Here is a 14094-nt window from a genome sequence, read left to right as displayed (position 1 = left end):
TCAGTAAAAAAAGTGCAAAACAGCTATAGACTCAAAGGGGATTTGACCCTAGTATATGCGGCGCTAACCAAGGCGAGCGCCCATAGCTCAGCTGGATAGAGCGCACCCCTCCGGAGGGTGAGGCCGAAGGTTCGAATCCTTTTGGGCGCACCAATTCCGAACAGAGTTGTGAGCTTTTAGGTTAGCAAGATAAGTGAAAGTCAGTGGTGATTGTAGCTCAGTTGGTAGAGTCCCGGATTGTGATTCCGGTTGTCGTGGGTTCGAGCCCCATCAGTCACCCCATTTCATTTGTTTTATATAAAGATTGATATTCTCGGTGATTAGCGCAGTCCGGTAGCGCATCTGGTTTGGGACCAGAGGGTCAGAGGTTCGAATCCTCTATCACCGACCACATTCTTCGCTTAGCTAGCGAGCTTAATGTAAGTTAAGTAAATAGTGAAATATTTACGGTGATTAGCGCAGTCCGGTAGCGCATCTGGTTTGGGACCAGAGGGTCAGAGGTTCGAATCCTCTATCACCGACCAATTAGTGAAAAAGCCTCAGCATTCCTAGTGAATAACTGAGGCTTTTTTGCATCTACGGTTTGCTTGTCTTGATTGGCATTGGAAGCCTTATTGCCAGAAAGCAGAGGTCGAATCCTCGCGCTTTCAACGTATCGACCAAATTCAACGCATCGAACAGATAAGTCGAAACGTCTCAGCATTCTTAATCAATACACAGGGACTTTTTTGTATTTGTGCAATGTAGCTTCATATAGAAATTGTTTATGCGTTTGCTTAAACTCTATGTAGGCAATACAGATGTGCAACGGTATCGATATAGCCATTCTGTCGTTAGAAAAGTAAAAAGCTCCTTACGGAGCTTTTTACTTTTAATATCACTTCTTAATTTGGCTTAATCAAGATTCAACGGAGGGGCGATAAAGCCCTGATAGGCATCTGTTCTAAGCTCGTTAAAGCGCTCTAGCTGAGCTTGTTCTTGAATACCCGTCACTATGACTTGAATATCTAATCCTTTCGCTACGTTGATTAGCGCGCGGCACAGTTCACTATTGTGGTGGGTCTCATCATAGTAGGCGAAGGATTGATCGAGTTTCACATAGCTAGGTCTTAATTCCTGTAGATAAGACATAGAGCCAAACTGACGGCCAAAGTGGTCAATGCCGAACTTAGCACCATTATCACGAATGATGTTACATAAGTGCTGACACGACTTAAGATCGCTATAGACGCCCGCTTCAGGGATTTCGAAGCAGATCCGCTCAATAAATGCGGCATTGCGTAAGAAGTGATTGAGCCACTCATGGAATTGCGGATCGTTAATACTTTGGTGGGTTAAGTTAATCGCGAGCGGTTCATAGCTACGCTCTAATAGTTTCTGCTCGTAGACAGTTTCAATCAAACATTTATCGAGCAGGGCACCGAGAGATAAGAGCTCGATATAAGGCATAAATTGCCCTGCATGGGCGAGTTGATCGCCGAGCTCTAATTGGCAATATAATTCCCGTTGCGCTATGCCATCGCCATCGCAAAACTGGATTGGTTGCCATCTAAACTTAAACTTCTTATTACTGATGGCATGGCTAAGGTTATCCCGCCACTGTTCACGGGTGAATAATTGCTGCTCTGTGGTTTCAAACCAATGGAAAGTTTTATTTTCTTGTAACGCTTTTTGAAGGGCGTTGTCGGCTTGGGCCAAAATATCCGACACATTCATTTGCCCAATACGCTCCGCAATACCAATCGCAAAGTCTTCATTAGGCTTACAGCCCGCCTTCGACATTTCTTGGTTGATGGTGCGGATAAGCGTTTGTAAATATCTGCTGATTTGATCGTGTTCAACATCCGTCACTAAAAATGCAAATTCATAGGCGGCAATGCGACCTATGACAGACGGTGTGATTTCGTTTAACTGCAGCTGAAACTTTTCAGCCAAAATTCGTATGGTTTCATCTCGGACTTGATAGCCATATTTACTGTGCACTTCTTCGAGCCAGTCGAGTTTAGCGAGGAATAACGCGCCACTGCTAGGTTCACTCAACCAACCATTTAAACGACTCACCACATATTGGCGATTCGGCAGGCCTGACGCAGGATCTACAAGGTTCTTCTTACGTAATGCGCCGACTTCTTCATCGAGGGAATGGAATACTTGTTTTAACTGCGCCGACATACTGTTAAACGCGGTTACTAAGTCTTTTAATTCCGTGGTTTTAGGCAAGGCCATGTCCGGGCCGAATTGACGTGCCGCAATACTTTTCGCGTGTTCCGATAGAGTATGTAACGGTTTTAATATCCACGTTAGACCAATTCTTGCGGTAAAAATGGCAACGAGGAAAAGCAAAGAGAAGGCAATGATCGTATTGGACATGATTCGCCACAGCTCATGATAACCAAATCCTGGATGAGCGGTGATTTCAAGTTGCGCGAGCTGTAACCAGCCAGAAGTGATAGTGCTTTGTTTTTTGATGGTTTTAAATAGATTTAAATTAATAAACCATTGAGGTACATCTTCAATTCTTAAAGGATTATTCCACTCTTGTTGCTTACCATCGACCATCCATGTCAGCTTTACATTTTGATAATAGCCGCCTTCAAAGATGACATTCACTAAGGTTTCTGCTGCTGCGGTATCGCCGGCTTCGAGTGCTGGAGTAAGCATTAGACCGAGTGAAGTACTGGCATTGTTTAGATCAGACTCCATTTGCTTGGTTAAAAAGCTCTGAGTCTCAGTAAATTGCACATAACCAAGGCTTGCAACGACGAGCAAGAATAGGCTAAAAAGCAGCGAATAAATCTGTCTAAACAGTGTCATTTTTGGTGCTACTCCAGTTTTAATTTTGGTTGCCTAAGACGGTCAACACCTAATCTATGGTTAAGATCGTTCCATTTTTCTAGCCGTGTTGACGAACCCGCCAGTACGCCTCGGCCTTGCTCTTTATTGAGCCATAACTGTTTACCGTTAAAGCTATAAACGGGCAGTAGATCTTTTCTTTTGGTGGCTGGCTTTATTTCATGGTCGAGATTGTCGAGAACTAAGGGGATCGATGCTGGTGTCTCATAGTAAGCCAATACCATGTGATATTGATTCACAGTTGTGGCTTTGACCATAGTGATCCGCATCTTGTCCTCTTGAACGCCAAGTTGGAGCAAGGTGAAGTATTTTGCGATTGAAAAATCTTCACAGTCACCACCATTCACGCCAATAAATTCCATCGGTGTCGCCCAATAATTCGACTCACCCCATAATTTACTGTCATCGATAAAGCGGAATAAGTTAAAAAAGTTATTCACTTTTAATAACTTTTCTTTTTCATCCAGTGCACTCGCTTCCGATAATACTTTGAACCAAGCCCGAGCTCGCATCCCCGCACGCTCACCATAACGTTTTTCTAGGGTTGAAGTGATCTTCCCTTCATCAAGGTTTTGCGTAGGGGCAGCATATAGGCAGCATATGCCTAAGGCTGACGCTATTAGGCTAAAGCGGCAGACTCGCAATAATGAATGTTTATAACTAAGTCTGCCGCTCATAACCTAATGTGTGGGTCCTTTATTTTGTGTTGTCATCGACAGAGTAAATCGTCCATTTCATGTCTGTTGCCGTATCATCACCTGTGACTTCTGCCACGACACGACGGTTACGAATTTCAGCTTCAGGAGTGCGCTCTAACACCACTGGGCGGCTAGGGCCATATCCAATAGCTGTTAATCGACTTCTATCTATGCTGAAGCGTTCGGCTAGCACAGCTGTCACTGCATCGGCACGTTCTTGCGATAATACTAAGTTGCGTTCATCAGTTCCTGTACGACTTGTGTGCCCTTCAATAGTCACTTTAGTCGTTGGGAATTGTTGTAAAAATACTGCAACCTCCTCAATTTGAGGATAGTACTCTGGTGCAATATAAGCAGAATCATTTGGGAATAAAATGCTTAACTCTTTACGCTCATTAATCGCTTTGATTTTGCCACAGCCATAGTTGTCAATGCCGGCCCCTTGAGCGGTATCATTACAGCGTTCACGGGCCTCAATGACCCCATCTCTATCTTTATCTGATAGATCATAGGCTTGAGTTGTGGTCATTTCGTCAATATTAACTGTATCGCGCATTGAACAACCAGCTAAAAGAATGACACTGAGAAAAAATGTGATAGTTTTCATTAGTTAGCTCCTCCTTCATAGTTGCGCTCTCCACGCCATGCATCGGGCCTAGTGACTCTGAGAGAGTCTAATAAGCGTCCGGTAGAATTGAGTACGCGATACTTAGCAATGATTTCATCATACTCTGCCTGTAAATAGTCTTTACGCGCCTCGAAGAGTTCATTTTCGGTATCCAATAAGTCGAGAAGACTGCGTTGGCCTAAATTGAACTGTTGGGCATAGGCAGATTGGGTATCCTTTGCGGCTATAACATGGTCTCGGATGTATTGCTTTTGAGGTGCCAGTAATTCAAATGCGTTCCAAGCCAAATTCACGCCTTCAACGACTTCGCGCTGAGCGCGTTGACGGATTTCTTTGGCTTCACCAAGTTTGTATGCTGTTTCTTTCTCACGGGCGAGATCTTTACCACCCGAGAATAAGTTATATTTTACTCTAACCATGGCCATTAAATCATTGCTATAGCCACCCACATCACTACGGAATGCGCCAGCGCCAGAGATACCATCTTCGCCGCCGACATCATTATTCCAATTACCGTTCAGCTCCAAAGAAACTTGAGGGTAGTAATTAGATTGTACTGATGAACGTTCATTCTCGGCGGCACTAATATCATTTGCTGCAGATTTGAGTATGGGGTGATTCTCCTGTGCTGCGATAATGCCAGAGCTTAGATCTTTTGGCAGCATCTCTGCATCGGGCACAGGTAAGATTAAGTCTGCTGGTGCCGACTCTACAATTCTGATGTACTGCGCTTTTGCATCAAGTAAATTGTTGCGAGCAGAAATAACGTTAGCATTAGCACGCGCCAAACGTCCCGAGATTTGGGATAGATCTGCGATTGAGCCTAAACCTGAGTCAGTACGTTGTTTAATCTGGTCATAAATTTCTTTATGGCTGTTAAGGTTTTTCTCGGCTAATTTTAACACTTCATCGGTGCGTAAATAGTTGAGATAGACTTTACTGACATCGAGCGCCATATCTTCAGCTGCAGCAAGCAGCGCCCATTGGTCTGCACTGGCTTCAAAGCTATAACGATCAACTTCACTGCTAGTATAGAAACCATCGAAGAGCATTTGTTTTAGGCTAACACCAAACTCTCCGCGGTTTAATTCTGCAACTCCTTTGCTATCGACATCGCCGACATTTGGTCGTCTACGAGTCGACACGCTGTCAGTTTGTTCGTAGCCGTAGCCGCCACTGACATCAATCGTCGGCATATAACCTGCTATTGCTTGATTAACTTGTTCTTCGCGCGCTTTAAAGCGGTTGAAGGCAACACGTAAATCAGGGTTCGTATCAAGCGTATGTGCAACGGCTTGCTCTAACGTCTGGCTTTGAGCCGATAAAGGTAACAGAATTAATGACAGCACTATGGCTATCTTTGAACATTGAAATTGTCGTTTTGCTGAAGTCTTCATGACCAACCTCCCGGTTTATAAAAAGGCTTAGTGCTCTCTGAGCGCTGTATCCTTAGCCCTTAAAATTGGATTTAAAATGTACTCAAGTATGGATCTTTGCCCCGTGATAACGTCAACCGAAGTCAACATTCCCGGAATAATTGGCATCTGTGTGCCATCGTTTTTGGTTAAACTGGATTCTGCAGTTCTGACTCTAATGAGATAAAAACTATTACCTTCTTCATCTTGAGACGTATCAGCGCTGATGTGTTCAACTGTTCCTTTAAGACCACCATAGCGGGTAAAATCATAGGCGGTAATCTTTACCACTGCCGGCAACCCTGGGTGTAAGAAGGCGATATCTTTAGGCAAGATTTTAGTTTCAATCAGTAGCTGATCTTCCGATGGCACTATTTCGATAATATCGACACCTGGTTGCACAACGCCGCCGAGCGTATTGATATGAGTGGTTTTAATGGTGCCATTAACTGGGGAGGTGATAATCGCTTTGCTGACCTTATCCTGTGCACCCACTTGTGCTTCATTCATACGAGAAAGGCGGGTTTGGGTTTCATTGAGTTGTGCGCGTAGATCGGCGGCATAGACGAATACGGCTTCACGGCGTTTTAAGATAGCCTCATCCATCGCCGCTTTAACTTTCGGGCGCAGTAGGCGCATTGAATTCAGTTCGCCTTGCAAATCGTTCACAGTACGTTCAAGTTTGAGTAGTTCAACTTCAGGAACGATACCTTTTTTAGCTAACGGCCGAGTGAGCTCAAGCTCACGGGAGATCAGCTGCATACTGGTGGTTAATGTCGTTGTTTTAGACGCAAGATCATCAATTTCTTGTTGTCTTTGTTGAATTTGACGGACCAAGATTTCAAGTTGGTTACTTAAATTATCTAACCGTCCGTTGTATTCTTCTTGCTGCCTTTTAACTAAGGCAGGTTCCGCGGTAATGATGCTCTCAGGAAATACCAAGGCTTTTTTAGTAACGAGCACTTGCTCGCGCCAGTCTGATGTCATGTCTGATATGAGAATGCTATCGAGTTCCGCGCGCATACGAATAGCATTGGTTTTTAAGCCCAAAACCTCTTGCTCTTGCTGAGCAAAATCAGAGCGGAAGCGGGTATCATCAATACGTACTAAAGGTTGGCCTTTCGTTACCATTTCACCTTCTTGTACATATAGCTCTTGCATGATGCCGCCATCTAAACTCTGGATGACTTGGACTTGTGATGAGGGGATGACTTTCCCCGAACCAGTGGTGACCTTGTCTAATTTAGCAAACCCTGCCCACAGTAAAAAACACACAACCATAGCTGCAAGTGCCCATATGATTAATCTGTGCCCGCTAGGGGCGTCAGTCATCATGGCGCCGTAGACATCATCAACCATGTCTAAGTCATTCGCGGTTAGATTTTTACTCATCTTTTAGCTTCTCCATTCACGAGGCCAAAATTGAGTTTTTCTAACACTTCTGCCTTGGGACCATCAGCGACCACATGGCCGCGTTCGAGTACGATAATGCGATCGACGAGCTGCAGCAGATGCATCTTATGGGTAATAAGAATTAAGGTTCTGTCTTTGCTGACATTCTGCATTGAGCGAATAAATTGTTGTTCCGCGCGCGCATCCAAGCTGGCGGTGGGCTCATCCATCAATAGCACTGGAGGGTCATTGAGTGTGGCACGCGCAAGGGCAACGGTTTGTCTTTGTCCGCGACTGAGCGACATGCCTCCTTCGCCGACTTGTTGGTCTAACCCCTCTGCTTCTAGGTTGGTAAATTGACTCACTCCAGAAAGCTGTACGGCACGGATTAATTGGTGCTCAGTGACTTGGCGTGTACCAAATAAAATATTGTCCCGAATCGAACCGTGGAAAAGGGTCACATCTTGGGGCAAATAACCAAAATTACGGCGTAAATCACTCGGATGGATCTGTGCTGAGTCTAAACCGTCATAACGCAGGCTTCCTGCTGTCGGTTGAAATAACCCAACCAATAACTTGGCAAGGGTACTTTTACCTGAGCCATTACGGCCGATAATTGCAATACGCTCGCCGGGATTTATGGTCAGTGACATTGGATGGAGTACTGGTTTTTCTGAACCAGGGTAAGCAAAGCCGACATGATCAGCATTGATTTTACCTATTAGTCTTTGTTTGCTAACCAAATGCCCTTTATTTTCAAACTCATCTTCTTGAGTCATGATTTCATTAAGTTGACGCAGTGCGCTGGCAGTGTGGTTTGCTCTGGTCATCAGGCCTGCAAGCTGCGCCATAGGTGAAATAGCACGGCTTGATAACATAACGGCTGCAATAATTCCGCCCATAGAGATTGCATTATCGGCCACGCGATAAACACCTAAAATGACGACGCAAACAACGGTAAATTGCACTGTGAAGTTAGCCACGTTCGAGACAGAGTTAGATAGCTTTTTTGACCTTAATTGCCAGTTGGCACTGTGGCCTATCATCTGTTGCCAGCTTTTTTGTACTATCCCTTCGGCACCATTGGCTTTGATTGACTCTAGCGCCGATAAACTTTCGATTAAATGCCCATGTTTCAGGCTTGAAAATTTATTGCCTTCTTCGATAGCGGCTTTGAGTTTAGGTTGGATATAAAGTGTAAAGCCAATAATGATAACGCCACCGATCACTGGAACAATCGCGAGATCGCCGGCAACGATGTAGATAATAATTAAGAAAAATAATGCAAAGGGCAGATCGACTAAGGTCGTGATTGTTGCCGAAGTTAAAATTTCACGGATGTTATCGAATTCGCCTAATTGTTTTGCCATACCGCCAATACTGGGGGAGCGTTTTTCTAAGGGGATACCAATCGCTTTAGCGAATAGGCGAGAAGACACTATGATGTCTACTTTTTTACCTGCTACATCAATCAGGTAGCTTCTGAGTTGGCGCATGACAAGATCAAACAGATACGCAATAGAAGCACCAATCGCTAACACCCACAGGGACTCAAAGGCAAGGTTGGGCACGACTTTGTCATACACGTTCATAATAAATAACGGCGAGACTAAGGCGAACAAATTCACTAATACAGAAGCAATTAATGCATCACGATAAATGGGGGCAGAATCTTTTAAGGTTTGGACTAGCCAGTGGGTTTTATTATCATGTAGATAAACATCAAAGCCCATGTCACCACGGTATTCTTGTTTAACTAAGAATAAATATCCCACATATAAGGCTTCGAGCGACTCAATGGTTAGCGTCTCTTCACCACCTGTCTCGGGTAATTGAATAATCGCTTTATCTGACTCAACATCAAGTTCACGCAATATGCAGGCTTTCTTGTCTTTTAATAACAAAATACAGGGAAGCAATATCGGTGATACTTCGTTTAAGCCTTTTCGAGATAACTTCGCCGCTAGGCCGGCCCTCGACGCGGCCTGAGGTAATAAATCGGGTGTTAATACCGCACCTGACAAAGGTAAACCTGCCGCAAGCGAGTCGCATGAGCATGGGTTGCCAAAATGCTCAGTGAGTAACACTAAACAATCCAGCAGCGGATCCACTAAGACTCTTTGCGAGGCTGAAATGGTCCATTGGTCAATTTTTTCAGAAGCTGCAGCTGACACCTAATTACTTATCCTTTGGATTTTTATATGGTTATGGCAAGTATCGGTCATGATGGCCTATATTTCTATAGGCCATCTGAACTGATTTTATTTAAGGAATGATATTATGGTGTGGATTAGTGTCCAGTGGCGCAATTCCTTGTACAGGTTCTGGTGTGACTGGCTGAGTATCAACAATTAACGAACCATTTCCATTGGTACCAAGTAGACCGTTAATAATACCCGCATTATCAGTCGCACCATATTGGCTATAGAGGTCAACCCCATCAAGCACAATATGTTGATCAATAACTCCATCTTTATTTGCATCTATATCGATAACGGTAGAGCCATTATCTAATCTAAAGCTGAGATATTCATCTAATGTATTAGCCGTTTCTCCTTGGAGCAAATCACTCAGGTCGAGCTTATCTTCATTCACATTGAAGTCCACAATGTGGTCTGTGCCCTTATCGGCATCGGCATAGCGCCACACGAAGGTATCGGCACCGCCATCACCACGCAGAACGTCATTACCAAGGCCGCCAATCAGAGTATCGTTGCCAGCACCGCCAATCAAGGTATCGTTGCCTGTGCCGCCATAGAGAGTATCTTTGCCTGCTCCTCCATCTAAATAATCATTGCCACCTTGACCAAAGAGAATGTCGTTACCGGCACCACCAAATAAGATGTCTGCTTTATCGTTTGTTCCAGATTGGTCAAACTCGTCAGTATGTTCACTGATATACCTGTGCACCTGTGCATCACTGGCTTCGTTAATACCGAGTTTATCGGCAACGTAGGCTTTAATGGCTGCGTAACCTTGACCGCTAATACCGGCAAAGTGTATCGCGTCACCAAAGATGACATCGTCGCCAGCACCACCATCAAAACGATCTGAGCCTGGAATGGCGTTAACTTGGTCACCAAGAATGGCATCGGCTAGATCATCAGCATCTATATTCGTTTGAACATTACCATCAGTGTCATAAGGTAATAAGTCAGCCTCATTGATGTTTGAGCCCATGCCGATGGCTTGAACCGTAACTCCAAGGCCCGAGAGTAATGCAAAGCCAGCTTGGGAATTTGTAACTGTATCAGTGTTGGTGTCACTACCGTTACCAGACAAAGCATAGTACTGGTTGTTACCTTGGGCATCGGGGCGCATTGCTCCAACAGGGCTCCGGCTCACGCTGTAGAAGTCCTCTTCTACGCGGAACACATTACCATTTTCATCAATCACTACATGCCCGTTAACGGTATAGACTTGGCCGAATACGTAGCCAGTGCCGATGACTTGTGACAAGCTACGATCATTATTGTTCGGCCATGTGTCGTAGACCTTTGGGTTACCACCCGCATCAGCATTATAGTAGGTCGGTTTGCCGTCAGTTATAAAGAAAGCAAGATTAGTAGCCCCACTATTATTTTGGGCATCACCATTGGCGAACCAGTTGGCCGTGGTAGTGAATACATCCTCATAGTTGGTACCGCCGCCGCGGCTCATATCATCTAATGCTTCTTGAAGAATATTCAATGCATTGGGGTCACTAAGATCTACACTGATGCTGCCCTTAGCATGAGTATCAAAATCAACCAAGAAGATGTTCACTGTGCCGCTTTGTGGGCCACCGGCACTGTCTATGAGGGTTTCCAATACCTGGGCCAACTGCAATTTCATCGTCTCTAGCGTATCAGCGTTAATACTGCCTGAGCTATCGACCATAAAGGCAATATTGTAGTTTTGGCCTGGCAGAATAATACTGCCATCCAAGTCGCCAACCACAATATTGTGCTCATTACCAAAGTTAAGATTTTGATCGCCAGGCTCTCCTTCATGACCACTGAAGTAGCTAAGAATGACGCTATCTGCATCTGTTGCAGTATTGGTCAGGTCTGTACCTGACTCTCTTGATACTGCTTCGACAACGAGGTTGACTTGACCTGCATATTCACCAGGAACCCTTAATGTTAATCCTGTCAGATTGACATCTAAAGATGCACTGTTCCATACGCTGCCATGATTTAGAAGAATATTACCGTCTGCATCTGCAGTCCCCATTAAGGTACCGTTACTGCTGTAGAGTAAGGTGCCTTCGGGTAAACCACTGAGCTGAATGCTATCGATGCTTTCGCTACCGTCTCGATCCGCAAGTGACACATTAATTTCGATTGGATAGTCTACAGCTGTAGGCTGTTCTAATGTGAGTTCACCTGTGATTTGATTGATCGCGTATATGCCATCCTTGAATTGCACATACTCAACATTATGCAGGGCCTTAGTAACACCGATGCCATTTTCAGTTACAAAGAAGTTGAACCAACGATCATTGCTAGAGTAGCCTGCGCCTTTCTCTATTATGTAGTCGGCTCGGTTGCCAAGAAGTACGGCGATATCTGTTCCTGCATCACCGTAGAGCCCGTCATTACCTAGACCAGCAACAAGAACATCATTTCCCGTTCCGCCATAGAGAGAGTCACCTTGAACGGCATCACTGCCGACGAGTATGTCATCACCATCCATACCGTCGAGTAGATCACCGCCGCCATTTGCGCTGACAAGATGATCGTTCCCCCCAGTACCGAGCAACTGATCTTGTCCGGAAGTATTATCAATAGTGCGCGTACCAGTATTAAATGGTGCGGTAGTAAAATCGCCCGTACGGAATTGTTCGGTAGTGATACCTGAAGTCTTAAAGTTACTGTATAGCGGTATGCCATTATCAGTCAGAATAACGTTAACGACAGGCTTATCTGCTATAGGTAAGACAGTGATATCAAGTGCTGCAGTGGAACCAGTATTTGTTGTGTAGGTGACACTTGGCATTTCGCCAGCCCAGTTATCATTTGGAGTAAACTGGAATTCACCATTAGCTTGTATTAATAAGCTACCCACGGCCAAGGTAACGGTTTGCCCAGCGTTAAAACTGGTTTGCATACCGTTATACATGACTCTGAAGCTAGTGATGCTCAGATTGCCGAGTTGATCATTGGTAAGAACATTACCCGTTAGCTGCTGATCTTCGTCGATGGTATAACGATCGTCAGTCGCATCAATAACGGTAGCATTGTCCGTGCCTTCAGCTGATTCATTATTCGCACTATCAGTTTGAGTGGCGGTGACTGAGATTGCCTGACCTGCAGTCGGAGTAGGCTCTGTCCAAGTAATAACACCATTTGTATAGGTGTAACCTGTTGCTAGAGCACCATTACTAAATTTCAGTACGCCATTGTCAAGAATGAGGTCTACTGTACTGTTATTACCTGCATTATCGATTTCTAGATGTACACTGCCGCCAGAATTAAAGTCACTAGCATTAATTTTGACCTGTATTTGAACACCATTACTACCTATCTCAGTACTCGTCAAATACGCGTCATCATTTACATCATCGATGATGCGCACCTCAGGTGCAGAAGGTGGCGTTGTATCAACATAAACTTGTGGAATAACAGAGAAAGTACCATCTGTATGATCGCCGTCTCCATCAGTGGCTCTTACTTTGAAATCAATATCACCATCGCTAGGTTGTAACATCTCTTGATATTGATGGAAGTCCCATTGACCTGTACCTGGGGTAAACTCAAGTTTGAATACCAAGTGACCAGCAGCATCGACCCCAATCAGCGTATTTGCCGTTTGGGTTATGGTAATTGCACTGCCTGTTGCAGTGAATAAATTGGTTTCATCACTACCTTGTAATGTGAGCGAACCTTTACCATCTGCGCCCCAATCAGGGCTTACTGTTCCTGAAGCAAAGGCGATTGCTGGTGGAGTCGTTGTGCCTAAAAACTCAATAGCGGTAACAGTGAAGTCACTATTATCACCGCTACTTGGGCCTTGGCCATTATCAAGGGCTTTGATGACCATAGTGTCAAAACCGCCTTGTAAGGCTTGGAAGTTGGCGGCATAGTCGCCACTGCTGGCATCTGAGCTAAATGTTTGAGTTGCGATAAGTTGGCCATCTCGCCAAAACTCGACGACACCGACTTCTAGTTCGCCACCAAACATGTGGGAGAACTGGATATTTACGCCGTAGGCAATAGTTCCTGGATCGAGAGTAATGATGATTTCTTCAGATGCAGAACTTCCATCTGCAAATTTACGGAAATCGACTTCATTCGCGAGATTATGATAAGGGGCGCCAGCACTACTTACACCTATCCCGCTACCGCTACCAAAGATTTCGGCATCAATTAAATTTGAGTCAGTTGATGAAGTGAATCCTCTTGCACTGATAGTAAATCCATTAAAATCTAATGAACTATTATTACCGCTGTAACCTGTGAGTGAGAATAAGCCCACCAATGAATCAGGAATGCTTGTTGTTGTGGTTTGCACGGCTGCAATTGGTGATATGACTGGAGCATCATCTTCAATGGTGACATTGAAACTTCCAGTTGATGTACCACCATGGCCATCATTAACATTGATACCGATATTGACTGACAAGGTGTCTTCAGTCTCAGTATCTGGATGATCGACAGGACCTTTTAGCGTGACATCATAGGTCCAATTTCCTGAACTACCAGTAACTGGTGGCGTCAGTGTTGCAGTCATAATTTCGGTATATGAAGCCTCACCTGCAGTACCAATATAACCCGTTAAAATTTGCGTGACAGGATCCCAACTCCATTGAATTGCTTGGCCACCAGATAATAATCCTGTAGGTCCAGACAGTGACACAGTTAAAGAATCACTATCAATATCATTGATATTTATTGTGCCGCTAGCCGAAACATCATCTGTAGTATCAGAATTACCAATAACATCAATTATACCGTTAAGTAGCCCCTCTTCAGATACCGTAGCATTTGATGCAGAATTAATCACAGGCACATCGTTGGTGCCGGTAATGGTGATGGTGACCGTGTGCTCAGTGCCGTCTTGGCTCAACACCACAAAGGTTTCGACCTTAGTTTCGCCTTCAGCCAGATATTGCACGTCGGCGTTA

General features: G+C 44.6%; 7 protein-coding genes and 4 tRNA genes. 4 read left to right on the top strand and 7 right to left on the bottom strand.

Features of this window, described 5'->3' with window-relative positions; genetic code table 11:
* The first annotated feature begins 76 nt into the window (after positions 1–76).
* The 4 genes from K5Q99_RS15925 (at position 77) to K5Q99_RS15910 (ending at position 524) form a co-directional block, all read left to right on the top strand.
* Positions 77–153, top strand: a tRNA-Arg gene (locus tag K5Q99_RS15925).
* A 53-nt stretch (positions 154–206) separates the two neighbouring features.
* Positions 207–282 (top strand) — tRNA-His (locus K5Q99_RS15920).
* 32 nt (positions 283–314) lie between these two features.
* Positions 315–391: transfer RNA gene (locus K5Q99_RS15915), tRNA-Pro, on the top strand.
* A gap of 56 nt (positions 392–447) precedes the next feature.
* Positions 448–524, top strand: a tRNA-Pro gene (locus K5Q99_RS15910).
* Between the two features lie 370 nt (positions 525–894).
* Here the strand turns inward: K5Q99_RS15910 and K5Q99_RS15905 are convergent.
* The 7 genes from K5Q99_RS15905 to K5Q99_RS15875 all read right to left on the bottom strand — a co-directional run.
* Positions 895–2814, bottom strand: coding sequence for a bifunctional diguanylate cyclase/phosphodiesterase (locus tag K5Q99_RS15905; protein ID WP_106649181.1), 1920 nt, complete (start codon positions 2812–2814; stop codon positions 895–897).
* Positions 2815–2822: 8 nt separating this feature from the next.
* On the bottom strand, positions 2823–3530 hold the full coding sequence (locus K5Q99_RS15900; RefSeq protein WP_106649182.1) for a transglutaminase-like cysteine peptidase: 708 nt from the start codon (positions 3528–3530) through the stop codon (positions 2823–2825).
* Between the two features lie 19 nt (positions 3531–3549).
* On the bottom strand, positions 3550–4158 hold the full coding sequence (locus K5Q99_RS15895) for an OmpA family protein (protein ID WP_106649183.1): 609 nt from the start codon (positions 4156–4158) through the stop codon (positions 3550–3552).
* On the bottom strand, positions 4158–5576 hold the full coding sequence (locus tag K5Q99_RS15890; RefSeq protein ID WP_106649184.1) for a TolC family outer membrane protein: 1419 nt from the start codon (positions 5574–5576) through the stop codon (positions 4158–4160). Before K5Q99_RS15890 ends, K5Q99_RS15895 begins: the two co-directional genes overlap by 1 nt.
* A 27-nt stretch (positions 5577–5603) precedes the next feature.
* A complete protein-coding gene (locus K5Q99_RS15885; RefSeq protein ID WP_106649185.1) occupies positions 5604–6986 on the bottom strand; it encodes an HlyD family type I secretion periplasmic adaptor subunit in 1383 nt (460 codons plus the stop codon).
* A complete protein-coding gene (locus K5Q99_RS15880) occupies positions 6983–9160 on the bottom strand; it encodes a type I secretion system permease/ATPase (protein ID WP_106649186.1) in 2178 nt (725 codons plus the stop codon). The genes K5Q99_RS15885 and K5Q99_RS15880 overlap by 4 nt, the downstream gene beginning before the upstream one ends.
* Positions 9161–9251: 91 nt before the next feature.
* Positions 9252–14094 (bottom strand): type I secretion C-terminal target domain-containing protein (locus K5Q99_RS15875; RefSeq protein ID WP_220777403.1); only part of this gene is annotated, 4843 nt, incomplete at its 5' end.

It is taken from the genome of Shewanella hafniensis, assembly GCF_019655335.1.
Classification (GTDB): Bacteria; Pseudomonadota; Gammaproteobacteria; order Enterobacterales; family Shewanellaceae; genus Shewanella; species Shewanella hafniensis.
Note: the sequence above shows the minus strand (reverse complement) of the source record. Positions and strands in the feature narration are given on the sequence as shown.